The 22,778-nt window shown below is 74.6% G+C and carries 25 protein-coding genes; 14 read left to right on the forward strand and 11 right to left on the reverse strand.

What is annotated here, in order from left to right; translation table 11 throughout:
* The first annotated feature begins 267 nt into the window (after positions 1-267).
* A complete protein-coding gene (locus tag ACIGNX_RS13065) occupies positions 268-1,707 on the forward strand; it encodes a hypothetical protein (RefSeq protein ID WP_396539462.1) in 1,440 nt (479 codons plus the stop codon).
* 55 nt (positions 1,708-1,762) lie between these two features.
* Here ACIGNX_RS13065 and ACIGNX_RS13070 read toward each other — a convergent pair whose 3' ends face one another.
* The 3 genes from ACIGNX_RS13070 to ACIGNX_RS13080 all read right to left on the reverse strand — a co-directional run bounded on the left by ACIGNX_RS13070 (position 1,763) and on the right by ACIGNX_RS13080 (position 5,448).
* Complete coding sequence (locus ACIGNX_RS13070) at positions 1,763-1,987, reverse strand: hypothetical protein (protein WP_396539464.1); 225 nt, start codon at positions 1,985-1,987, stop codon at positions 1,763-1,765.
* A 162-nt stretch (positions 1,988-2,149) separates the two neighbouring features.
* Complete coding sequence (locus ACIGNX_RS13075) at positions 2,150-4,690, reverse strand: ABC transporter permease (RefSeq protein WP_396539466.1); 2,541 nt, start codon at positions 4,688-4,690, stop codon at positions 2,150-2,152.
* Positions 4,691-4,692: 2 nt separating this feature from the next.
* Complete coding sequence (locus tag ACIGNX_RS13080; protein ID WP_396539468.1) at positions 4,693-5,448, reverse strand: ABC transporter ATP-binding protein; 756 nt, start codon at positions 5,446-5,448, stop codon at positions 4,693-4,695.
* 132 nt (positions 5,449-5,580) lie between these two features.
* Here ACIGNX_RS13080 and ACIGNX_RS13085 point away from each other — a divergent pair, with 132 nt between their 5' ends.
* Together ACIGNX_RS13085 and ACIGNX_RS13090 are read left to right on the forward strand one after the other, a co-directional pair.
* Positions 5,581-6,804, forward strand: coding sequence for a sensor histidine kinase (locus ACIGNX_RS13085; protein WP_396539470.1), 1,224 nt, complete (start codon positions 5,581-5,583; stop codon positions 6,802-6,804).
* A complete protein-coding gene (locus ACIGNX_RS13090) occupies positions 6,792-7,436 on the forward strand; it encodes a response regulator (RefSeq protein ID WP_396539472.1) in 645 nt (214 codons plus the stop codon). Before ACIGNX_RS13085 ends, ACIGNX_RS13090 begins: the two co-directional genes overlap by 13 nt.
* A 3-nt stretch (positions 7,437-7,439) precedes the next feature.
* On the opposite strand, the gene ACIGNX_RS13095 is transcribed toward ACIGNX_RS13090, so the two are convergent.
* Complete coding sequence (locus ACIGNX_RS13095; protein ID WP_396539474.1) at positions 7,440-7,643, reverse strand: hypothetical protein; 204 nt, start codon at positions 7,641-7,643, stop codon at positions 7,440-7,442.
* Positions 7,644-7,739: 96 nt separating this feature from the next.
* On the opposite strand from ACIGNX_RS13095, the gene ACIGNX_RS13100 reads away from it, so the two are divergent.
* Complete coding sequence (locus ACIGNX_RS13100) at positions 7,740-7,994, forward strand: hypothetical protein (RefSeq protein ID WP_396539476.1); 255 nt, start codon at positions 7,740-7,742, stop codon at positions 7,992-7,994.
* A gap of 84 nt (positions 7,995-8,078) precedes the next feature.
* Here ACIGNX_RS13100 and ACIGNX_RS13105 read toward each other — a convergent pair whose 3' ends face one another.
* The gene (locus ACIGNX_RS13105; RefSeq protein ID WP_396539477.1) at positions 8,079-10,205 is read right to left on the reverse strand and encodes a hypothetical protein; all 2,127 of its coding nucleotides are present in this window, start codon (positions 10,203-10,205) and stop codon (positions 8,079-8,081) included.
* Between the two features lie 198 nt (positions 10,206-10,403).
* On the opposite strand from ACIGNX_RS13105, the gene ACIGNX_RS13110 reads away from it, so the two are divergent.
* The 5 genes from ACIGNX_RS13110 to ACIGNX_RS13130 all read left to right on the forward strand — a co-directional run bounded on the left by ACIGNX_RS13110 (position 10,404) and on the right by ACIGNX_RS13130 (position 14,571).
* Positions 10,404-11,147 carry an HpcH/HpaI aldolase/citrate lyase family protein gene (locus tag ACIGNX_RS13110; protein WP_396539479.1) on the forward strand — a complete coding sequence of 248 codons (744 nt, stop codon included), beginning with the start codon at positions 10,404-10,406 and terminating at the stop codon, positions 11,145-11,147.
* Between the two features lie 89 nt (positions 11,148-11,236).
* Complete coding sequence (locus ACIGNX_RS13115; RefSeq protein ID WP_396539481.1) at positions 11,237-12,151, forward strand: ABC transporter ATP-binding protein; 915 nt, start codon at positions 11,237-11,239, stop codon at positions 12,149-12,151.
* Positions 12,148-12,882, forward strand: coding sequence for an ABC transporter permease (locus tag ACIGNX_RS13120; RefSeq protein ID WP_396539483.1), 735 nt, complete (start codon positions 12,148-12,150; stop codon positions 12,880-12,882). The genes ACIGNX_RS13115 and ACIGNX_RS13120 overlap by 4 nt, the downstream gene beginning before the upstream one ends.
* Positions 12,883-12,898: 16 nt before the next feature.
* Positions 12,899-13,969: a sensor histidine kinase gene (locus ACIGNX_RS13125; protein ID WP_396539485.1), complete on the forward strand. Its 1,071-nt coding sequence runs from the start codon at positions 12,899-12,901 to the stop codon at positions 13,967-13,969.
* Positions 13,966-14,571, forward strand: a complete 606-nt coding sequence (locus ACIGNX_RS13130) for a response regulator (RefSeq protein ID WP_396539487.1) — start codon at positions 13,966-13,968, stop codon at positions 14,569-14,571. Before ACIGNX_RS13125 ends, ACIGNX_RS13130 begins: the two co-directional genes overlap by 4 nt.
* A gap of 132 nt (positions 14,572-14,703) precedes the next feature.
* Here the strand turns inward: ACIGNX_RS13130 and ACIGNX_RS13135 are convergent, their stop codons facing one another.
* Positions 14,704-16,404: an IlvD/Edd family dehydratase gene (locus ACIGNX_RS13135; protein WP_396539488.1), complete on the reverse strand. Its 1,701-nt coding sequence runs from the start codon at positions 16,402-16,404 to the stop codon at positions 14,704-14,706.
* A gap of 285 nt (positions 16,405-16,689) precedes the next feature.
* Here ACIGNX_RS13135 and ACIGNX_RS13140 point away from each other — a divergent pair, with 285 nt between their 5' ends.
* The 3 genes from ACIGNX_RS13140 to ACIGNX_RS13150 all read left to right on the forward strand — a co-directional run bounded on the left by ACIGNX_RS13140 (position 16,690) and on the right by ACIGNX_RS13150 (position 18,541).
* Positions 16,690-17,178: an IclR family transcriptional regulator C-terminal domain-containing protein gene (locus ACIGNX_RS13140; protein WP_396539490.1), complete on the forward strand. Its 489-nt coding sequence runs from the start codon at positions 16,690-16,692 to the stop codon at positions 17,176-17,178.
* 11 nt (positions 17,179-17,189) lie between these two features.
* Positions 17,190-18,206, forward strand: a complete 1,017-nt coding sequence (locus ACIGNX_RS13145; RefSeq protein ID WP_396540132.1) for a zinc-binding dehydrogenase — start codon at positions 17,190-17,192, stop codon at positions 18,204-18,206.
* Positions 18,207-18,382: 176 nt separating this feature from the next.
* Positions 18,383-18,541: a hypothetical protein gene (locus tag ACIGNX_RS13150; RefSeq protein ID WP_396539492.1), complete on the forward strand. Its 159-nt coding sequence runs from the start codon at positions 18,383-18,385 to the stop codon at positions 18,539-18,541.
* On the opposite strand, the gene ACIGNX_RS13155 is transcribed toward ACIGNX_RS13150, so the two are convergent.
* From ACIGNX_RS13155 to ACIGNX_RS13170, 4 genes are read right to left on the reverse strand one after another with little or no spacing between them, the layout of a single operon-like run.
* Positions 18,516-18,779 (reverse strand): hypothetical protein, encoded by a 264-nt coding sequence (locus ACIGNX_RS13155; protein ID WP_396539494.1) that lies wholly within the window; start codon positions 18,777-18,779, stop codon positions 18,516-18,518. The two genes, ACIGNX_RS13150 and ACIGNX_RS13155, sit on opposite strands and share 26 nt — an antisense overlap.
* Positions 18,779-19,186, reverse strand: coding sequence for a DMT family transporter (locus tag ACIGNX_RS13160; protein ID WP_396539496.1), 408 nt, complete (start codon positions 19,184-19,186; stop codon positions 18,779-18,781). The genes ACIGNX_RS13155 and ACIGNX_RS13160 overlap by 1 nt, the downstream gene beginning before the upstream one ends.
* 54 nt (positions 19,187-19,240) lie before the next feature.
* Positions 19,241-19,564: a DMT family transporter gene (locus tag ACIGNX_RS13165; RefSeq protein WP_396539498.1), complete on the reverse strand. Its 324-nt coding sequence runs from the start codon at positions 19,562-19,564 to the stop codon at positions 19,241-19,243.
* Between the two features lie 17 nt (positions 19,565-19,581).
* Positions 19,582-20,178, reverse strand: coding sequence for a DsbA family protein (locus tag ACIGNX_RS13170; RefSeq protein WP_396539500.1), 597 nt, complete (start codon positions 20,176-20,178; stop codon positions 19,582-19,584).
* A 292-nt stretch (positions 20,179-20,470) separates the two neighbouring features.
* Between ACIGNX_RS13170 and ACIGNX_RS13175 the strand changes: the two genes are divergently transcribed.
* Both ACIGNX_RS13175 and ACIGNX_RS13180 read left to right on the forward strand, forming a co-directional pair.
* The gene (locus tag ACIGNX_RS13175; protein ID WP_396539502.1) at positions 20,471-20,920 is read left to right on the forward strand and encodes a MarR family winged helix-turn-helix transcriptional regulator; all 450 of its coding nucleotides are present in this window, start codon (positions 20,471-20,473) and stop codon (positions 20,918-20,920) included.
* A gap of 247 nt (positions 20,921-21,167) precedes the next feature.
* Positions 21,168-22,397, forward strand: a complete 1,230-nt coding sequence (locus tag ACIGNX_RS13180; RefSeq protein WP_396539504.1) for an AMP-binding protein — start codon at positions 21,168-21,170, stop codon at positions 22,395-22,397.
* Between the two features lie 51 nt (positions 22,398-22,448).
* Here ACIGNX_RS13180 and ACIGNX_RS13185 read toward each other — a convergent pair whose 3' ends face one another.
* Positions 22,449-22,778: a DUF6204 family protein gene (locus ACIGNX_RS13185; protein ID WP_396539506.1), complete on the reverse strand. Its 330-nt coding sequence runs from the start codon at positions 22,776-22,778 to the stop codon at positions 22,449-22,451.

Below are 22,778 nucleotides of genomic sequence, written 5' to 3' on the forward strand. Positions count from 1 at the left end.
AGACCAACAGTGCAGCCGCCGGGGGGCGGGTCGCCGGACGAAGAAGGTGAACCGGCGCAGGAGCAAACGGCGGAACCGGAGGCGGGGGCCGGAGTGCCGCGGGACGACGAGCCGGTGAGTGGTCAGCCGTCCGAACCGTCGGCGGCGAGTCCGTGGGCGCGGCCGGACGGGGTGGCGGAGCAGGTGGTGTGGGTCGATCCCACGCCCACCGATCCGATCCCGCGGGTTCCGCCGACGCCGCCGGAGCCGAGGTCGACGGCGGCGGCCGTGTTGTTGAACTCGACCGGGGTCGGGGCGGGGTACTTCTACTTGCGCCGACGGTGGCAGGGGTGGGTGGCGGCGGGTGTCGCCGCGGTCCTCGTCGTGGTGGCGTTCGCGACCGACGCGGCCGGTGATCCGTGGTTGTGGCGGGGGCTCGCGGCGTTGTGGGTCTTGCTGCTCGTGCTCGACGCGTGGCGGATCGGGGTACGGCACCCGCCCGTCGCGGGGCGGCGGGCCTTGGTGGTCGGGATCGTCGCCGTGGTCGCGGTGGTGGGTGCGTACGTCGGGTACGGCTTCTTGGGGCGTGTGGCGTATGACGACGGGGTCGCCGCCCAGGGCGGTGGCGACTGCGCGGTGGCGACCGAGCGGTTCGAGCAGGTGACCGGGCCGTACGAGTTGACGCTCAGCTCGGACGTCGCGGCGGCGGACCGGGGCTTGGTCGAGTGCGCCGACTTCACGCGGGCGGTCGACTCCGAGGGCGAGGCGGCTGTCGAGCGGTACCGCCAATTCCGGCGCGACCACGCCGCCAGCCCGTTGGGCCCGCTCGTCCACGACAAGCTCGTGCAGACCTACACGACCTGGGCCCGCGGGCTCCGGGACGAGGGCAGGCTCGCCGATTCGATCAAGGTGTACCGCGACCTGCTCGCCGAGGACGAGTCGTTCGCCCCGGAGGTCGCCGACGCCTACCTCCGGCTGGCGAAGAAGGTCACCTCCGAACCGCCCGTGAGCGCGAGCGAGGCGGCCACCGCGCTGGAGGCGATCGCCGACGAGTTCGCCGACACGCCCAGCGCGAAGGAGGTGCCGGCGGCGTTCGACGCGCTCTACGCGGCGGCCACCGCGCCGTTCGCGGAGGGCAAGCCGTGCCAGGCGGTGGACGTCCTCGCGTTCTTCGCGGCCCTGACGAACAAGGCCGCCGCGAAGGTCGTGGGCCAGGCGAAGACCCAGTACCCGCGTGCCATGCTCGACTGCGGGCTGACCGAGCTGCGCGACGGCCGGGCGACGGTCGCGATCGCCTCGTTCGACCGCTTCATCAGGACCTTCCCCGAGCACGGCGACCTGCCGCAGGCGCGGTCGGCGCAGATCGCCGCCCAGGTGGCCATCGGCACCGGCGCGCGGGTGCCGGTGCCCGCACCCCTCGGCGCGGGCGGCCCGAACACGATCACCTTCTACAACACCGTCAACAGCCCGATCACCATCAAGCTGGCGGGCTCGACCGCGCACGAGTTCACCCTGCCGCCGTGTGAGACCTGCCCGGAGGCCTACGCGCCCGGCGCGGGTCCGGCGGCCTGCGACTCGCCCATCGGTCGACCGTTGTTCGCCGTCGGCCTGGGCGGTGGCACGCACCACGTGCTCGCCGACTTCGGGGACGGCGAGGACCTGGTCCAGCAGTTCGAGGCCGCCGGGGAATTCAACTCGTTCTGCCTGTACGTGGAGCGCAAGAGGTGATCCGCGGCGCGCGACCGGACCCGGTGACAGGTGGTCCGGTCGCGCGCCGCAGCGGTCAGTACTGGGCCAGGTAGTAGTAGCCCTGGGCGTTGTGCAGGCAGTAGGACCCGTATGGGTAGACCTCGGCCCAACCCTCGTCGATGGTCGACTGCTTCCACGCGACGCACTCGGACTCGTCGGCCCAGTAGCCGTTGACCTCGAACCCCGCGGCGTGCGCGGACGGGGCGACGAGGACGGCCGCGGTCAGGGCGACCGCGAGCGTCGGCAGGCGACGTGGCATGGGGACCTCCGGCAGGGTGACGTGGGGCCCGACGATAAGCAGGTCCCACGTCCGGTGGACATCACCCGGTCGTGTGCCGACAGGGTGATGGCACGCCCCACTGCCGTTCGGGCGCACGGCGGGACCCGGGCGGCGGACCGGCGTCGCCGCAACCCCGCCCGGTCATTCCCGCACGCCGATGGCGTCGACCGGGCGGGCGCGCAGCGCCAGCCGCGTCGGCAGGCCCACCGCGAGCAGGCCCAGCAGGGCGGTGAACGCGACGATCCCCAGGTACACCAGGACCGGTCCGCCCACCAGCGGCGTGCCCGTCAGGCCGATCGACAGCAGGACCAGCGGTCCGGCCGGCAGCAACGTCCCCACGGCGACCGCGATGCCGACCAGCAGCAGCGCCTCGGCCCGCATCGTGCGCACCACCTGCCGCCGGGTCGCGCCGACCAGGCGCAGCAACGCGAACTCGCGCCGCCGCTGGGCCGTGGTGAGCACGAGGGTGTTGGCGACGGCGATCGCGATGTAGCCGAGGACCACGCCCATCGCCAGGACGTTGACCCAGAACTGGGTCCGCTGCTCCGCACGTTCCGCCGGCGCGAGCCGCGAGCGGTCGGTGACCGTCAGGCCGGGGAACCGGTCCGCCAGGGACGCCAACGCCCGTGCCGTCGCCGCGCGGTCGGCGTCGGGGGACAGGCGCACCAGCACCGAGGTGTCCGTGCGCGCGGACGAGTGCGCGCGCGCCAGCTCGACGGGCAGCAGGTGACCGCCGAACGCCAGGCCGCGCTCGTAGGTGGCCGCCACCCGCAGCTTCACCGGCGCGCCGTCGTCCAGGTGGAGCTCCACCTCGTCGCCGACCTGCCTGCCCGACCACCTCGCGCTGTCGCGGTCCAGCGCCACCGCGTCGCCGCGCAGGTCGTCCAACGACCCGGACACCACGCCGAAGTCCAGGTTCCCGCGCACCGACCCGACGCCCAGCGCCGGCGACCGGCTCACTTCAACGGAGTCGCCCGACCGGCTCGTCGTGATCACGTTCGTGCGCACCAGGGCCGTGACGGCCTCCACACCGGGGAGGCCGCGGGCCACGTCGGCGACCTCCGGGGACAGCCCGCCGGGCGCGGAGAGCACCTGGTCGGCCGTCGTGACGGTGTCGGCTTCCCGCCCGGTGGCCGTCTCGACCGCGGTCTGGCTGTAGAAGTTCACCACGGCGAACGCGATGGACAGCATCAGCGGCGTGAGGGCGGCCGACAGGCGGCGCGCGTTGGCCCGGCTGTTGTGCGCCGCCAGGTAGCCGCCGACGCCGAACGCGGCCAGCGGCCGGGCCACCAGCCGCACCAGCGGCTGCACCACCCGCGGACCGAGCACGGCCACGCCGACGACCATCAGCAGGACCGACATGCCCGTCATCGCGAACGCCGCCTCACCGCGGGTGAACAGCGGCACGACGGCGAGCGCCACGCCGAACACGAGGAACCCCGCCCCCGCGACCCCTCGCCACCGCCCCGGCTCCCGGGGTTCCACGGACGCCTCGACCAGCGCCTCCGTCGGCGGGATGCGGGAGGGACGCCGCGCCGCCACCAGGGCGGCCAACCGCGCGGCGCCCAGCCCCAGCAGGAACGCGGCGACCAGCGGGATCGGGCCGACGGAGAGGGCGAGGTCGTGCGGGATCACGCCGATGGCGGCGAACCCGTCCCGCAGCCGGCCCGCGACCAGCACGCCGGCGGCGGCACCGAGCGCGGCGGCGACCGACGCCACCACCCCCGTTTCGAGACCGATCAGCCGCCCGATCTGCCGCGGGGTGGCCGCGATCGCGCGCAGCAGCGCCAACTCGCGCCGCCGCTGGTCGATCGCCAGCGCGAGCGTCCCCGCCACCACGAAGACGGCGACGAGCACCGCGATGCCCGCGAAGGAGCCGGCGATCGCCATCAGCACGACCCGGGACCGGCCGACCTCGGCGAACTCGACGGCACCCCGGTCACCGCCCGCGGCCACGGTGACGTGGTCGTCCGCCAGCGCCCGCTCGACCCGCTCGGCCAGGTCCGCCGCGGCCACGCCGTCCTGCGCGAACACGCCGATCGCCCGGACCCGACCCGGTGCGTCGGACAGCCGCTCCGCCTGCGCGGTCGTGAAGTACAGGCCGGACTGCTTGACCAGGCCGTCCTTCCCCGCCGGGGCGGCGATGCCGACCACCTCGTACGCCGCGGGCGTCGACGTGGTCATGACCCCCAGCCGCGCGCCCACCCCCGCGCCGGTGCGGCGGGCCAGGTCGGCGTCCAGCACCACCTCGCCGGGCCCGGCCGGCGCACGGCCCTGCCGCAGCTCGAACGGCGTCAGCGCGGCGGCGTCCCAGTTGTGCCCCAGGACCTGCACCACCGAGCCGTCCGGGGCGACCGCGCGGGCGTCGAACGTCGACTCGCCCACGGCCGAGGCCACCCCCGGTACGGCGGCGACCTCCGCCACCAGCGCCGCCGGGATCGTCGGCACCGCGCCGACGGGCTGGGCCTCCAGGAACGGCGCGCCCTCGGGTTGGACGACCTGCTCCCCGCCGACCACGACGGACGCGGCGGCGTAGCGCTCGGTCGGCACGCCGGACCGCAGGCCCGACTCCATCAGCACCCCGCAGGCGGCGACGACGGCCGTGCCGCAGAGGATCGCGATGAACGCGCCGACGAACCCGAGCCGGTGCGCCTTCACCATCTGCCAGGCGATCGACCGCACCCTCACCACTCCCCGAGGCGCGTCAGCCGGTCCACCACGAGGGCGGGGGTCGGCCCGGTCAGCTCGCCCGCGAGCCGCCCGTCGGCGAGGAACAGCACGCTGTGCGCGTAGGAGGCCGCCACCGGGTCGTGCGTGACCATCAGCACGGTCTGCCCCGTCGTGTCCACCAGGTCGCGCAGCAACCCGAGGACCTGGCCGCCGGTGCGGGTGTCCAGCGCGCCGGTCGGCTCGTCGGCCAGCAGCACCTCCGGCCGCGTGACCAGCGCCCGTGCGATGGCCACCCGCTGCTGCTGCCCGCCCGACAGCTCGGCGGGCCGGTGGTCGAGCCGGTCCGCGATGCCGACCCGCGTGACGACCTCGCGCAGCCACGCCTCGTCCGGCCGCTCGTCGGCGAACCGCAGCGGCAGCGTGATGTTCTGCCGCACGGTCAGCGACGGCAGCAGGTTGTAGGCCTGGAAGACGAACCCGATCCGCCGCCGGCGCAGCGCGGTGAGCGCGTCCTCCTTCATCCCGGACAGGTCCGTGTCACCCAGCAGCACCCGACCGGACGTGGGCCGGTCCAGCCCCGCGGCGCAGTGCAGGAACGTGCTCTTGCCGGAGCCGGACGGCCCCATCACCGCGGTGAACGCGCCGCGCCGCAGCCCCACCGTGATCCCGTCGAGCGCCGTGACCGCCTGGCCTCCGGACCCGTAGACCTTGCGCACCGCTTCCATCCGCACCGCGTGGGCCGTGCCCACCGATGCCGTTCCCGCCACCATCGCGTTGTCCTCCCTGACGTTTGACCCGACGCTAGGTGCGCGGGTGGGCGGTGATCGATCCCGCTGCCGGGCGGGTCGTGGTAGCGCAGGCACTACCGCGCGCGGGGCGGTCGCCGGGGCAGAATCGGGACCATGGCCAGGCTCGCTCCGCTGTGGACCGCTGCGCGTTACCTCCTCGTCGGCTTCGTCACGGCGTTCCTGGCGGTGTTCGCGCTGGCGGCCCTGGCGCTGGTCGGCGCCCTGAGCCTGGTCGGCGTGGGCGTGCCCGCGGTGCCCGAGGCGCTGCGGCTGGTGCGCCGGCTGGTGGCGTTCGAGCGGCGGCGGGCGGGCGCGTTCCTCGGCGAGCCGATCCCCGAGGCGTACCGCCTGCTGGACGGACCGCTGTCCCGGCAGGCGGTGACGGCGGTCACCGACCCGGCCACCCGGCGTGACGTGGCGTGGCTGGCCGTGCACGCGCCGGTCGGCATGCTGCTGGGCGCGTGCGCGGTCGGCCTGCCGACCAGCGCCGTGAACCACGTGCTGATCCCGGTGTACTGGTGGCTCGTGCCGGGCGGCGCGGAGACGTCCTTCGGGGTGGTCGTGGACTCGTGGCGGATGGCACCGGTCGCCCTGGTCGGCGCGGTCGTGTACGGCGCGCTGACGTTCCGGCTGCCGTGGCTGGCCCGGTGGCAGGCGTCGTTCGCGCGGTGGCTGCTGTCGCCCGCGCCCGGTGTCCGGCTGACCGACCGGGTGGCCGAGCTGACCGCCTCGCGGGCGGGCGCGCTGGAGGCGCACGGCGCGGAGCTGCGGCGCATCGAACGCGACCTGCACGACGGCGCGCAGGCCCGGATCGCGGCCGTCGTGATGCAGCTCGGCATCGCGGGCCAGCTGCGGGAGCGCGACCCGGACAAGGCGTTCGAGCTGGTGGCCAAGGCGCAGGACACCGCGGTCGGCGCGTTGGCCGAGCTGCGGGACGTGGTGCGCAGCATCTACCCGCCGGTGCTCTCCGACCGCGGTCTGGACGGCGCGCTCTCGGCGCTGGCGGCGCGCTGCCCGGTGCCGTGCACCCTGGAGGTCGGCCCGGTCGGGCGTCGCCCGGCCGCCATCGAGGCGGCGGCGTACTTCATCGTGGCCGAGGCGCTGACCAACGTGACCAAGCACTCGGCGGCCCGGCACGCCGCGGTGAGCCTGGACGCCGCGGACGACGTGCTGCTCATCACCGTCCGGGACGACGGGCGGGGCGGGGCGGACGAACGCCGGGGGACCGGTATCGTCGGCATCCGGCGCCGGGCCGACGCGTTCGACGGCCGCGCCCACCTGAGCAGCCCGCCCGGCGGGCCGACCGTGTTGCGAGTGGAGCTGCCGTGCGCGTCGTGATCGCGGAGGACGACGTCCTGCTGCGGGAGGGCCTCGCGCTGCTGCTGGGCACGGCCGGGATCGACGTGGTGGCCGCCGTCGACAACGCGACCGAGTTCCTGGCCGTGATCGCCGACGACCGCCCGGACGCGGTCGTGATGGACGTGCGCCTCCCGCCGTCCTTCCGGGACGAGGGCCTCCGCGCGGCCGTCGAGGCGCGGCGGGTGCACCCCGGGTTGCCGGTCCTGGTGCTCTCGGCCTACGTGGAGGACAGCTACGCCTCCGAGCTGCTGGCCGACGGCGTCGGCGGTGTCGGCTACCTGCTCAAGGAGCGCGTCGGCAAGGTCGGCGAGTTCCTCGACGCCCTGCGCCGGGTCGCGGACGGCGGCACGGCGATGGACCCCGAGGTCATCTCGCAGCTGCTGGTGCGCCGCAGGGCCGACGACCCGCTCTCCACCCTCACCGCCCGCGAGCGCGAGGTGCTGGCGCTCATGGCGGAGGGCCACAACAACGGCACCATCGCGGACCTGCTGGTGGTCAGCGAAGGCGCGGTGCACAAGCACATCCGCAACATCTTCACCAAGCTGGACCTGCCGAACGACGAGGGCGGCCACCGCCGCGTCCTCGCCGTCCTGGCCTACCTCAACGCCTGACCTTCACCTCCGGTCGCGCAGGTGGAGCGCCACCAGCGCGACGACGCACAGCACCGTCACCCCTCCCGCCGCGATCCGCGCCACCTCGTCGAGCCCGACGAACGAGCCGATCGAGTTCACCGCCGCCGTCACCAGCAACACCAGCCACAGCACCGTCTTCGTCGCACCGGAACGCGTGCCGGTCCCTTCACCGCGAGTTCTGCTCATGGCTCGACCGTAGGTTCGCGCCGCGCCCGCGACGATCCCACCGGCTGCCGGACCGCGGTGGTGCCTGCACCACCACGGCCACCGGGGTTCGTCGCGATGCCGTTGCGGGACGCAACTCCGGATGACCCGGCGGCGCTGCTGGTGGAGATCACCGGGTCGAGCGCCCGCGTGGTGACCGAACCGGCCCGGCTGCGCCCCGCCCGCAGCGAGGTGACCCGGCTGCTCTCGGACAACACCAAGGCCCGGGCGCTGACCGGGTGGACGCCGACCGTCGGCCTGCGGGACGGCCTGACCCGGACCTCCGACTGGATCAGGGAGCACCGGCGGGAAGGACTGTCCTACCAGGTGTGAGCCGGGGCCGTGAACGGCCGGTGCCGCACACGCCCGAGAGGTACGTGTGCGGCACCGGTGGTGGAGCCGTGGTTCAGGGCGCGGTCACGCGCGGCGGGTGCGGGTCGGTGGCTCGGCCTTCGGGGTGGCGGTGCCGGCCCGGGTGGACGCGGTCACCGGCTGGTCGAGGTAGAAGGTGCCCACGACGTCCACCAGGACGTGGGTGCGACCGCTGTTGTTGTAGACGTTGACCCCGTTGTCCGGGCCGATCATCGTCTGCACGGCGTTGGGCACGATCGCCCCGGCGGCCGGGTTCAGGTTGGACGTGTTCGGTCGACCCACCCCGTCGAAGCCCTCGGGCCACACCGTCAGGTACGTCGCCGCGGTCGGCTCGACGGCGGTCACGTTGGTGGCCGGCGCCCGGGTCCGCGGGCCGGCGACCGAACCCGGTGCGACGATGGTCGCCGTGGTGGCCGGGCCGAGTGCCGACGGCCAACCCCGGCCCGCTCGGGTGTCGGTGATCCGCTCGGGCACGACGGGCTCGAAGCGCAGGCCGCCCGGCAGCGTGCCGTCGTCGTAGAAGCCCACGATGTCCACGATCACGTGCGTGTCCTGGCTGGTGTAGACGCCGATGGCGGGCGAGCCCCAGCCGTTGCACCCGCAGGAGTAGCACAGGTGGGTCGGGACCACGGCGAAGTTCGTCGCGGTCGTGTTGGTCCCGTAGTTCAGCGTGGACGTGTTCGGCAGGTTCGAGCCGAGGCCGTTCCAGGTCGTGAGGAAGCCCGGGGCGCGCGTGTCGGTGGCGGTGACGTTGACCGCGAAGGCGCGGACGCCCGAGTTCACGGAGCCGTCCCACGACGCCGACACGGTGGCGTAGTAGCCCGACGGCAACCGGCCGGTGCCCCACTCGCGCGTGTCGGCCAGCCGCACCGGGCCGGCCAGCGGGTGGTACTGCCCGCCGAGGTAGGAGGGGCGGCCCCCGGAGTAGAAGCCGTTGACGTCGGCGACGAGGTGGACCGGCGCGCCGTTGTTGTAGAGGTTGACCGCGCCGTCCGCGCCGACCTTCACGGTGACCGAGTTGGCCCCGGTCCACCCGGGCGTGTAGTTCAGCGACGAGGCGGTCGGCCGGGTGACCCCGGTCGGGTAGGCGGTGATGCGGCCCGTGCCGCCCGGCTCGGTGACGGTCACGTTGAGCACCACGGTCGACGCCTCCGCCGGGACCCCGGCCTGGCCGGTGACCTGGAGCCGGAGCGTCTGGCCCGACCCGACGGCCGCCCGCGGCGCGCCCTGCCCGGACCGGGTGTCCAGCACGCGGGTGGGCGTGAGCGGGAAGTAGGTGCCCCGGTCGCCGCGCGCGTCGAAGCCGTCGAGCGTCAGCAGGCGCCGGACTCTGCCCGCGTGCGAGTTCTCCAGCAGGGTCAGCTCCGCGGTCTGCGTGCCCTTCCCGGTGGCCGTCGCCAGGACGGTCAGCGAGCACTTCTGGCCGTACGAGAGGGTCTTGCCGGAGCAGGTGTTCGCCGTGATCCGGAACGAGGAGGGGTTCGGGCCCGCCAACGTGGCCGCGCCGAACGTCGTCGGCACGGTGCCGGTCACCTCGACCGGGACCTCCTGCCGCGTGCCGTCCCGCCCCCACGGCTGCTCGCCGAACCGGAGCTGGTGATCCCAGCTGTCGGCGGCGCTGTAGCCGAGGCCCGACCGGAACCGGATCTGGCCCGTGACCGTGCGGTCCGGGCTGCCGCACCGCACCGAGTAGTCGGCGGCGAACGCGGTGAAGAGGCCGGTCTCCCCGTCGTAGGCGACCTCGCGGACGTCGAGCGCGCCCGTGGACGGCCCCGAGGCGGAGGAACAGCCCCGCCCGTCACCGCTGACGTTGACCACCGCGATCGAGTCGAGCGGTGAGGAGGCGCTCGTCGTCGGGTAGGACCGACCGGCCTCGAACCGCGTCCCGTTGGGCGGCGACACGTCCACGTTGTGCCAGTGCGCCATGCCCGCGGTGGAGCCGAACAGGGCCAGGGCGTACCCGTTGCCGGTCCGCTGGTGGACGTCGACCTTGTTGCGCGACCTCTCGTAGGAGAAGCTGCCGTCCACGTCCCAGCCCTCGAAGTGGGCCGTCAACGCGGTGTACGGCGCGGCGGGCGGCTCGGTGGCGGCCGCCGACGGCGCCCCCGCCACCGCTGTCGTCACGGCCAGGAGCGCGGCAGCGCAGGCCGCGACGCCACGGAAAGCTCTCATGAAATCCCCCCGGTGAAGTGGACGCGGCCGGACGAACCGGCCGCGCGCCGCGCAGGACAGGGAACGCGAACCGCGCGGGGCAACGACGTTGAGGACCACCGAACCTCCCCACGGGACGAAGTGGACGGTCGCCCGGCTCGCCCCGCCCCGCCCCGTTCGGCATGATCGGCATGACGGGGCACGACCACGGGAGGCACGATGCGAAGCGACTCGACCGGCACGGGGCTGTGGGTCGGCAGCACGGACCCGCGGGTGGTCCGGGCGACCGCCGGCGGCGGCTTCGACTGGGCGTGCGTGGACGAGCAGCACGGTGGCGCGGCCGGCGGGCGGGACAACACCGGGCTGATCGCCGCCGTGCGCGCGGCGGGGGTGACGCCCTTCGTGCGCGTCGCCTGGAACCGGCCGGAGCTCATCGGCAGGGCCCTCGACAGCGGCGCCGACGGGGTGATCGTCCCGATGGTCGACGACGTCGAGCAGGCCCGGGCGGCGGCCGCGGCCACGAGGTTCGCGCCCCGGGGCACCCGCAGCTTCGGGCCGGTCCGGTCCGTCGACGCGGTGGCGCTCACCGAGCCGGCGCGGGCGAACGCGGACGTCCGCTGCCTGGTGATGATCGAGACGGTCCGCGGCCTCGACGCGGTCGCCGACATCGCGGCCGTGGACGGCGTGGACGGGCTCTTCGTCGGCCCGTTCGACCTGTCGCTCGCGCTGGGCGTCGACGTGACCGCGCTGCTGACCGACGACGGCCCGGACGCCCCGCTGCGCCGGGTGGTCGACGCCTGCCGGGCCAACGGCCTCGTGGCGGGCGCGTACGCCGCCTCGCCGGACCGCACCGCCCACCTCCGGGCGGCCGGCTTCACGATGATCGCCGCGGTGGACGACCTGACGATGATCGCCAACGCCGCCGCCGGAGCCGCGGCCGAGGCGAAGCGCGCGGGGCGGTAGCACCCGCCCGACGGCCCATGACAGATGTCATGGCGCGGTCGTGACGGTTGGAACCCGGCCCGGTCCGGCCGGGACCGCAAGCTCTACCCATGACGCACGCAACAGCCGTCCGCGCCGGAGCCGCACTGGCGATGCGCGACCTGCACAAGGCGTTCGGCGAGGTCCGGGCGGTCGACGGGGTCGACCTGACGGTGTCGCCCGGCGAGGTCGTCGCCCTGCTCGGCCCCAACGGCGCGGGCAAGTCCACGACGGTCGACATGCTGCTCGGCCTGTCCACACCGGACCGCGGCGAGGTGACCGTGTTCGGCCGCACGCCGCGCCAGGCGGTGGCCGAGGGCGTGGTCGGCGCGATGCTGCAGAGCGGCGCGCTGCTGGACGACGCCACGGTCGCCGAGACCGTCGGCCTCATCGCCGCGCTGCACCGCCGGCCGCTGCCCGTGGCCGAGGTGCTCGACCGGGCGGGGATCGCCGACCTGGCCGACCGCCGCTGCACCAAGCTGTCCGGCGGCCAGAAGCAGCGGGTGCGGTTCGCGCTCGCCCTGGTGTGCGACCCGGACCTGCTGGTGCTGGACGAGCCGACCGTGGCGATGGACGTGGAGACGCGCCGCCAGTTCTGGCAGTCGATGCGCGACTACACCTCCACCGGGCGCACCGTGCTGTTCGCCACCCACTACCTGGAGGAGGCGCAGGACTTCGCCGACCGGGTGGTGCTGATGCGCTCCGGGCGGGTCGTCGCCGACGGCTCCGTCGCGCGGGTGCGGGCCACGGTGTCCGGCCGCACCATCCGCGCGGTGGTGCCGGGCGCGCGGCAGGCCGAGCTGGCCGGGTACCCCGGCGTGCGCTCCGCCGAGCTGCGCGCCGACCAGGCCGTGCTGACCTGCTCCGACTCCGACGCGGCGCTGCGCGCGCTGCTGGCCGCCCACCCGGCGGCCCACGACATCGAGATCACCGCCCTCGGCCTGGAGGACGCGTTCCTCGCCCTGACTGGAGATGACCACCGGTGAACACCCGCTTCTTGGTGCTGGAACTGCTCCGCGCCGTCCGCAACGGCCGGTACCTGATCTTCACCGTGGTCCTGCCGACGGTGATGATGCTGCTGTTCGTGAACCTCTACGGCGGCAAGGGCGAGACGTTCCCCAACGGCCTGCCGGTGGTGACGTCGCTGATGATGAACATAGCCCTGTTCGGCGTGATGTCCGGGCCGCTGGCCACCGGCGCGCGGATCGCGGTGGAGCGCGGGTCGGGCTGGCAGCGGCAACTGCGGCTGACCCCGCTGTCGAGCACCGGCTACGTGCTGACCAAGGGCGTGCTGGGGATGCTCGTCGCGCTGCCGGCGGTGCTGCTGGTCAGCCTCGTCGGCGCGGTGGTCGAGGGCGTCCGGCTGGAGCCGGGGCAGTGGGTCGCGGTGCTGGCGGCGCTGTGGCTGGCGGCCGTCCCGTTCGTGCTGATCGGCATCGTCATCGGGCTGGTGGCCAGCCCGGACGGGATGCAAGCGGTCACCGCCGCGTCGTCCATGCTGTTCGGCCTGCTGGGCGGGATCTGGATCCCGGCCGACGTGGCCCCGGGCTGGCTGCGCGCGGTGATGGAGGTGCTGCCGACCTACTGGGCCAAGCAGCTGGCGCAGGCGCCGCTCGTGCCGGGCACCGAGGTGGGGCACGCGCTGCTGGTGGTCGGCGCCTGGGTGCTGGTGCTGGCGCTCGTCGCGGCCCGCCGCTTCCGCGCCGGCCGGGCCTGACACCTAGGTTGGCGACATGCGCGACGGGGTGAAGTGGCTGCTGTTCGGCTCGGTGTTCGTGCTGCTCTTCGTGCCGCAGGCGATGTACGAGACGGCGGTCGAGGACGGCCCCGCCGCGCGGAAGGCGCTGGGCATCTCGCTGCTGGCGGTCTACTCCGTCGGGTGGCTGTTCCTGCCGCTGGTGCTGTGGCGGTGGGAGGCGCACGACGACCGCCGCACCGCCGCCTGCGTGGCCCTGACCGTGCTGGGCCTGGCGACGGTCGCGGTGCTGGGCCTGGACGCGGCCACGCTGATGATCTACGTGATGTCGACCACGGCGGTGAACCTGCCGAGCCGGCGCGCGCTGGTCGTCGACGGCGCCGTGCTGGTGGGCCTGGCCGTCGCGATGGCGGTGACCGGTGAGCTGCCCGACGACGCGGCACAGCTCGGGACGGTGCTGTCGGTGACGCTGGGCATGGGTGCGATGGGGCGGATGCTGCGGGCCAACCAGGCGCTGCGGCGGGCGCAGGAGGAGATCGCCGCGCTGGCCGTGGTCGAGGAGCGCAACCGGCTGGCCCGCGACCTGCACGACGTCCTCGGGCACAGCCTCACCACCATCACGCTCAAGGCCGGGCTCGCCCGGCGGCTGCTGGAGAACGACGACACCGCCCGGGCGCACGACGAGGTCCGCGACATCGAGACCCTGACCCGGCAGGCGCTCGGCGACGTGCGGGCGACCGTGTCCGGGTACCGGGAGGTGTCGCTGTCCGCGGAGGTGGTCGGCGCGCGCGCCGCGTTGCGCGCGGCCGGCATCGAGGCTGACCTGCCGCACGCCGTGGACAACGTGAACCCCGACCTGCAACGGGTGTTCGGGTACGTGCTGCGGGAGGGGGTCACGAACGTGCTGCGGCACTCGGCGGCCACCCGGTGCGAGGTGCGGCTGGGCGACACGTGGCTGGAGGTGCGCGACGACGGCCGGGGGCGCGGCACGGGCGTGCCCGGCACGGGGTTGGCGGGCCTGGCCGACCGGCTGGCCGAGGTGGGTGGCACGGTGGAGGCCGGACCGCTGGAGAGCGGCGGGTACCGGCTGCGGGCGGAGGTCGCGTGATCAGGGTGCTGTTGGCCGACGACCAGGCGCTGGTGCGCGGCGCGTTCGCCGCCATGCTCGGCCTGGAACCGGACATCGAGGTGGTGGCGCAGGTCAGCGCGGGTGACGAGGTGGTGCCCGCCGCCCGCCGGACCACGCCGGACGTGGCGCTGCTCGACGTGCAGATGCCCGGCCTGGACGGGCTGTCGGCCGCCGCGCTGCTGCACGCCGCGCTGCCGTCGTGCCGGGTGATCGTGTGCACGACGTTCGGCCGGCCCGGCTACCTGGCGCGGGCGATGGCCGCCGGCGCGGTGGGGTTCGTGGTCAAGGACGCGCCGCCGGAGCACCTGGTGGACGCGGTGCGGCGGGCGCACGCCGGGCTGCGCGTGGTCGACCCGGTGCTGGCGGCCGAGTCGCTGGCCCACGGGCGCAGCCCGCTGACCGACCGGGAGCGGGACGTGCTGGCCTGCGCGCGCGACGGCGGCACGGTCGCCGACGTGGCCAGGGCTCTGCACCTGTCGGAGGGCACGGTCCGCAACCACCTGTCCGCGGCGATCGGCAAGACCGGTGCGCGCACGCGGGCCGAGGCGGTCCGGGTCGCCGAGGACAACGGCTGGCTGTGACCGACCCGGCCGGCGGGGCCGCGGTCGGTGGAATCGCGGTCGGTGGGAGCCCCGGTCGGGTGGAAGCCGCGGTCAGTAGGAGCCCCGGCCGGTGGGCTGCGGTCGGTGGGCTGCGGTCGGCGGGAGTCCCGGTCAGTGGGAGTCGCGGCTGACCCGCGACCCGCTGGAGCCCAGCAGGAAGTCCAGGTCGGCGCCCGTGTCGGCCTGGAGCACGTGGTCGACGTAGAGGCGCTCCCAGCCCCGGCGGGGTGCGGCGAAGCCTGCGTCCCGGGGCGCGCGGGCGGCCAGCTCCTCGTCGGGCACCTCCACGTCGATGCGCCGCGCCACGACGTCCAGGCTGATCACGTCACCGGTGCGCACCAGGGCGAGCGGACCGCCCGCGGCGGCCTCCGGGGCGACATGCAGGACGACGGTGCCGTAGGCGGTGCCGGACATGCGGCCGTCGCAGACCCGGACCATGTCCCGCACGCCCTGTTCCAGCAGCTTCTTCGGCAACGGCATGTTCGCCACCTCGGGCATGCCGGGGTAGCCCTTCGGGCCGCAGCCGCGCAGCACGAGCACGGAGTCGGCGTCCACGTCCAGGTCGGGGTCGTCGATGCGCGCGTGGAAGTCCTCGACGCTGTCGAACACGACGGCCCGCCCGCGGTGCCGGAGCAGGTGGGGTGAGGCGGCGGCCGGCTTGACCAGCGCGCCGTCCGGGGCGAGGTTGCCGCGCAGCACCGCGATGCCGCCGTGCTCGACCAGCGGCGCGGTGCGGGGGCGGATGACCTCCGGGTCCCAGATCGGGGCGTCGTCCAGGTACTCCACGAGCGGTCGGCCGGTCACCGTCAGCGCGTCGGGGTCGAGCAGGTCGCGGACCTCGCGCAGCACGGCGAGCAGGCCGCCGGCGCGGTGGAGGTCCTCCATCAGGAACCGGCCCGCCGGCAGCAGGTCGACCAGCACCGGCACGTCCGCCCCGACGCGGTCGAAGTCGTCCAGGGTCAGGTCGACGCCGAGGCGGCCGGCGATGGCCAGCAGGTGCACGACGGCGTTGGTCGAGCCGCCGATCGCGGCGAGGGCCACGATGGCGTTGTGGAAGGACGCCTCGGTGAGGAACGTGCCGGGCCTGCGGTCGGCGGCGACCAGCTCCACGGCGAGCCGGCCGGTGCCGTGCGCGGCTTCGAGCAGGCGGCTGTCGGGCGCCGGGGTGCCCGCCACGCCGGGCACGACGACGCCCAGCGCCTCGGCCACCAGCGCCATGGTGGAGGCGGTGCCCATGGTGTTGCAGTGGCCCCGGCTGCGGATCATCGCCGACTCCGACCGGAGGAAGTCCCGGTTGGCCAGCGTGCCCGCGCGGACCTCCTCCGACAGCCGCCACACGTCGGTGCCGCACCCCAGGGGCACGCCCCGGAAGGTGCCGGTCAGCATCGGGCCGCCGGGCACGACCACGGCGGGCAGGTCGACCGAGGCGGCGGCCATGAGCAGGGACGGGATCGTCTTGTCGCACCCGCCCAGCAGCACCACGCCGTCGATCGGGTTGGCCCGCAGCATCTCCTCGGTGGCCATCGCGGCCAGGTTGCGCCACAGCATCGCGGTGGGGCGGACCTGCGTCTCGCCCAGCGACACCACCGGCAGCTCCAGCGGGATGCCGCCCGCCTCGTAGATGCCGTTCTTCACCGACGCGGCGACCTCGCCCAGGTGCGCGTTGCACGGCGTCAGGTCGGAGGCGGTGTTGGCGATGGCGATCTGGGGGCGCTCGAAGGCGTCGTCGGGCACGCCCCGCCGCATCCACGCGCGGTGGATGTAGGCGTTGCGGCCGTCGCCGGCGTACCACTGCGCGCTCCGGAGCGTCACGTCCGACCGCCTTCCGACTGCCGACACGATGGTCTAACTTGTGGAACGCGATGAACGGTAACCACCTGTCGGCGGAACGGACAGCGTCCGAAAGCGGGGACGTGTCCCAGGTGGTCGGCAGCCCCCGGCCGACGGTGCACCCGGGCGCCGGGGTCGCCGCGCCGCGCCGGTCTCGTCGACCAGGACGCGCGCGGCCGGCACCTGCTCGGCGACGAGTTCCTCCGCACGGCGTTCGCCCACCACGAGGCGCGCCCGGACCACGTCCGCGCGCGCCCGGTGCTGGAGGTGCCGGCCCACCGGTTCGGGGAGACCGCGCACCACGCGGTGCTCGACGGCCGCGAGGTCGTCCACCGGGCGAAGGTCGACCCGCCGTCGGGCGCCGCGCGGCCGACCTCGACCGTCGGCGGGCGCAACCCCGCGCGCTCCACCGCCGTCGGCACGCCGCTGCCGACCCACCGCCTGCCGACCCGCGACGACGTCGTGGCGTGGGTCGGCGCGGCGGGCCTGGACCGCCGCACCCCGCGCACCCGCCGCACGGCCGACGAGCCGCACCGAAACCTGGCGCGGGTCCGGGAGCGCGGCTGCACGACCGACGACGGGGAGAACGAGCCCGGCGTGACCTGCCTCGCGCTGCCCGTGCCCGCCGGGTCGCCCACCGCGCCGTCGGGCGCGTCGAGCGTCAGCGCGGTGGCCTGCCGCACGCCGTTGCGGCCCCTGGTCGACGCCGTGGCCGAGATCCGCGACGCCCTCGGTGACCTCGGCGGGACGCGGTGAGCGCGGCCGGGATGCGGGCGTTCGTGCTGACCGGCCCGGGCGAGTGCGCGGTGCGGGAGGTGCCGGTGCCCGCCGCCACGCCCGGTGAGGTGGTCGTGGACGTCGAACGGGTCGGCGTGTGCGGCACGGACGTCGAGTTCTTCACCGGCGAGATGGCCTACCTGCACGAGGGGCACAGCTCGTACCCGATGCGGTTGGGCCACGAGTGGGCGGGCACGGTCTCCGCCGTCGGCGAGGGCGTCGACCCGTCCTGGCTCGGCCGCCGCGTCATGGGCGACACCATGCTGGGCGACCGCACGTGCCGCCGCTGCCTGCGCGGCCGGCAGCACGTCTGCGAGCGCCGGCAGGAGGTCGGCATCCGCGACGGCCGGCCCGGCGCGCTGGCCGAGAAGGTCGCCGTCCCCGCCTGGTCGCTGCACGCGCTGCCGGACCCGGTCGACGCGGTGCTCGGCGCGCTGGTCGAGCCGGGTGGCAACGCGCTGCGCGCCGCCCGGGCCGCCGACGCGGGGCCCGGCGACCGGGCGCTGGTGCTGGGGCCGGGCACGATCGGGCTGCTGACGGCGATGTTCCTGCGGGCCGCCGGCGCGGAGGTGCACCTGATGGGCCGCACCGACGAGTCGCTCGCCTTCGCCCGCGACCTCGGGTTCGAGCACACCTGGACCGAGGCCGCGCTGCCCGACCTGCCGTTCGACGCGGTGGTCGAGGCCTCCAACGCCGCCCACCTGCCGGCGCTGGCGCTCGACGTGGTCGAACCCGCCGGCCGCGTGGTCTACATCGGACTGGCCGGCAGCCCGAGCCGGGTGGACACCCGCGCGGTGGCGCTCAAGGACGTCACCGCGGTCGGCGTCCTGTCGGCCTCACCGGGCCTGGACGACACGATCGCCGCCTACGCCGCCGGGACGGTGGACCCCCGACCGCTCGTGGCCGCGACCGTCGGGCTGGCCGGGGTGGGCGCGGTGCTGGCCGGGGAGCCGGTCGGGGGCGCGGGGCCGGGCCCGAAGGTGCACGTCGACCCCAGGCTGCCCTGAACGGCCTCACGGCCCGTCGAGCAGCCCCCGTGCGCGGGCCACGTGGACGTCCGGCTCTCGCGGTGACAGCCCCGCCCCGTCGGGCGGCGGGGCCTCGGGAACACCGCCGAGGTCGCGGTGGACGCGGGCCGGCCGCGCCCGGGACCCTCCGTCGCAGCGCCCGGCGCCGATGTGGCGTGGACCGCACCGTGGGTGCCATCCGGTTCTGGGACGTCCGTGCCGCGCGGGACCTCCCGGCGGCGCTGTGCGCGACCGCCCGTCGCACCCTCACCACCGACGAGTGGGCACGGCACCTGCCCGGCGCGGAGTTCATCGAGGTGTGCCCGACCCGGTAGCGGGGAGGCGCGTTCCGGCGGGAGGGCGGTGGGGCACGGCGTGGTCGCCGCGCCCCACCCTCGGTCGGCCCGACCGGCGGGCCCAGGCCGTGAACGGGTCCAGCGCGCCCTCCACCTCGCACCGCTCGGTGGTCCGGCCGGAGCGGTCCAGGGCGCGGTAGGAGGCGCGGTAGTCGAAGCCGTGGGCGACGGCGTCCCGCAGGTGGGCGGTGACCCGGTCGACGTCCGGGGCGGTCATCACGCCCCGCCCGACGCGTGCCCGGGGCCGGAGGCCAGCTTCAGCCACACGACCCCGCCGATGATCACCGCCAGCCAGAGCACCCGCACCGGGGTGAGCGGCTGGTCCAGCAGGAACGCGCTGACGACCGCCGCGCCGGAGGAGCCGATACCGGTCCAGACGGCGTAGCCGATGCCGACGTCGATGTTCTTCAGCGCCAGGCTGAGCGTGAACACGGTGAGGAAGAAGAACACGCCGGCGGCGATCGACCAACCGAGGTCGGTGAACCCCTTGCTGCCGCCCACGCTGACCGCGTAGCCGATCTCGACGAGGCCGGCCAGCAGCAGGGTGATCCATGCGCGGCGGCTCGCGGTGGTGGTCGTGGTGTCCTCGTGCCGGGTGGTGCCGGGTCGGGTCGAGGTGGTCATCTCGTGTGCTCCCTTTGCGATGGTCCGCGTGCCAGGTCTTGGGCGGGTCCGTCGTCAGACGGCCGCGCCGGACAGTTCCAGCCCCACCACGCCGATGATGACGACGGCGATGCCGAGGGCCTTGCGCCAGTCCAGGCGCTCCTTGAACAGCAGCGCGCCGAGCAGCACGATGCCGACGGAGCCCAGGCCGGTCCAGATCGCGTAGCCCACGCCGACGTCCAGCGTGATGAGCGCCAGGCTCAGGAAGAACGTGCCGAGCGCGCCGATGACGAGGGTGAGGACCGAGGGCCACAGGCGGGTGAAGCCCTTGGCCGCGTTGGCGCACAGCGCGAAGGCGATCTCGAACACGGTGGCGATCGCCAGGTAGACCCAGTGCATGTCGCTTCCTTCCTAGCTCAGCGCTTCGCGCAGTTCGTCGGGGTTCGGCACGCCCTCGATGCGGTGCGAGCCGATGTCGATGGTCGGGACGGCCCGCACGCCCGCCGCCAGGGCCTCGGCGACCCTGGCCCGTGCCGCCGCTCGTACCGGCGCTCGGCCGGCGCGTCGGCGAACTCCCCGGCGTCCAGCCCCACCTCGGCGGCGAGGTCCCGGAGCACCTCCGGCCGCCCGATGTCCAGGTCCCGCTGGAAGAACGCCCGCAGCACCGCGCCGTGGTACTCCTCGGCCCGTCCGTGCTCCTCGGCGAACAGCGCGCCCTCGAACGGCAGGTGCGTGCAGGGCTGCGGTGACACGGTTGGCAACTTGACCGGCACCCCGAGCCGCTCGGCCATCGGGTGGACCGAGCTCCGCCAGACGCGGGGCAGGTACTCGTCCTCCGGCCGCAGGGTCGGGTTCGGGTGGGGCCGCAGCTCGTAGGGCCGCCACGTGACCGTCGCCCCCGCATCGGCGGCGGCCGTCTTGACGGCGTCCTCCGCGAGCAGGCAGTAGGGGCACACGTAGTCGAAGTAGACGACGACCTCGGGTGGGTTTATGTCTCCTCTCCCGATCCACACGAGGGTTGGTGCACAGAATTTGCATGCATGTGCATGCTCTTGTCAACTCTCCGGTCGGACAGATCACCGTGAAGGGCGATCAAGAGGTTTCTACCAGGCAGTACCTATGACCCCGCTGAGCGGTGATGACGGACAGTACATGCACGCACATAGAAAAAACCGGCAGTAACCGGTCGAGCCGAGTCAGGTCACGGGGGCGTACCAGCAGGCTTAGCCCCTCGACCGGCCGGTCTGGGGATAGAATGTTGCTCACTCATGGACCCGCTGCCCGATCGGAAGCGCAGGTGACGAGATGGGCGCCGCACCACGCCAGGCCACCGAGGCGGCCTCCGACCAGGCCGCCTGGAGCCGGGTCCTGACCCTGCACGTCCTGGTCGAGCGCCAACTCGCGCAGGCCATGCAGCGCCGCCACGGCGTCGGCCTGTCGGAGTACCGGGCCCTGGCCGAGCTGTCGAAGTCCCCCGCGGGCGAGTGGCGGATGCAGGAGCTGGCCGACCGGATCGGCCTGGGCCAGAGCTCGGTGACGCGCCTGCTCGCGCGGTTGGACGCCCTCGGCTTCGCCCGCCGGGACCTCTGCCCGGACGACAAGCGGGGCGTCTACGCCGTCATCACCGACGAGGGCAGGCAGCTGCACACGGCGGCCCGGGCCACCTACGCCGAGGTGCTCAGCTCGGCGCTCAACACCGCCGGCGCGGACCAGGAGCTGGCCCGGCTCGTCCAGGCGATCCGCAGCGCGATCTGACCCGGTTCCCGGCCGGACCCGCCGCCGGGCCGCCCACCCCGAACCGGACCGACGGTAGTTGCTTGACCGTACATCTGGTCGGCCGTTGACTTGCGGCCGCAGCGACAGGACGGTCGGGACCGCTGAGAGATCAGCCGGGGCGAACCCTTGCCGCTTCAGCGGGCACGTCGACCTTCGGCGCCCTTCGCGCCGGTCCGTCGCTCAGGCAGTCCTACTTCCGCGGCACAGCTTGCTCCGAGGAGGAATCGTGCCTTCGTCGCGTTTGCCCGGTCACCTCGCCGACCACGCGGTGAACCGGTCCCGGTCGGTCGCGCTGGTCGGCCCGGACCGGGAGCTGACGTACGGGGAGTTGTCCGGGCTCGCCGAGCGGTACGCGGCCGACCTGGCCGCGCTCGGCGTGACCCCCGACCGGCCGGTGTGCGTCCCCGCGCACAAGTCGGTCGAAACCGTCGCGTTGCTGATCGCCTGCTTCACCGCGGGCACCAGCGTCCTCGTGCCGTCGTCCGGATTGGGCCCGGAGGCCCTGCGGACCGTCTGCGCGCAGGCGCGATGCTCGCACGTGCTCACCGCGGACCCCGGAGGCCGGCCGGTGGCCGCGGCGGTCGACGGGCCCGCGCCCGAGGGCTTCGAGCCCGTCGACCCCCGCCGGACCGAGGTCGTGTTCACCACGTCCGGCTCCACCGGGACGCCCAAGGTCGTCCCCGTCCCGGAGTCCGCCTTCGACCGCTTCGCCGAGTGGGCGACCGTGACCGCCCCCGTCCGGGAGGAGGACCTCACGATGGCCGAACCGACCGCCGCTCCGGACGGTTGGGGTGCGCGCGCCCGGATCGGCGTGGTCGTGCCCCACGCCGACGTCGGTCCGGAGTCCGAGATGCAGGCCCTGGCACCGCGGGACGTGGTCGTCCACGGCTCGCGCGTCCACTTCGGAGCGATGCGCGCCGGGGGCGTGATGGACCCGAAGATCCCGCACGCGCCGGTCCGCGCGTTCGTCGAGCCGCCGCACGTCGACACGGCCGTCGAGCTGCTCGCCGCCGCGCCGCTCGACGTGATCGCGTTCGGGTTCACCAGCTCCGCGTACGTGCTCGGCGCGGCGGGGGAGAAGGACCTGTTCGACCGGCCGGCCGGGTACGCGCGCGGCTTGCCGGTCACCGGCACCGCGAAGGCCGCGGTGGCGGGGTTCGAGGCGCCGGGCGCCCGCCGCGTCGCGATCGTCGACCCGTCGTGGTTCGACGACGACCTGTCCGGGCTCGGGGCGCGGTACTTCGCCGAGCACGGCTTCGAGGTGGTGCGGCACGGGCCGTGCGGGTTGCCGAGCGACCAGGAGCTGATCACGCCGGAGGCGCTGGCGCAGTGGGTCCGCACGGAGGTGGCGGCGGCCGGGCCGGACGCCGTCCTCGTGGCGGGCAACGGCATCCGGGCGGTTGTTCGGCGTCCAGCCCCGGTGAGCCCGCTGTGGGATGAGCCCGCTGTCGGATGAGCCCCGCTGTCGGCCGGACGCCTCGCCCCCGCGGGGCGCCCGGCCGGCGGTTCACCGCGGTCGGCGGACCTTCACCAAATCCATGTCGGTGGCGGAGGCGCGCATGTCGCGGAAGTCCACGCCGAACTCCTCGACCGCGCGCGACGCCAGGGCCAGGGCGCGGTCGCGCACGGCCCGGTCGGTCGCCTCCACCTCGGCGCGCAGTTGCACGCGGAAGCTGAAGAAGTCCAGCGACTTGTCGTAGGACAGCGCGCCCTGCTCCGAGAAGCCGTTGGTCAGCACACCGTGCCGGTCGACCTCGGCCAGCAGCCGGGCCCGCCCGGCGTCGTCCAGGTCGGTGAACCTGCCGCGCACCATGACCCGGTAGGTGTGCTCCACCAT

Source organism: Actinosynnema sp. NPDC053489 (genome assembly GCF_044544865.1).
Lineage (GTDB): Bacteria > Actinomycetota > Actinomycetes > Mycobacteriales > Pseudonocardiaceae > Actinosynnema.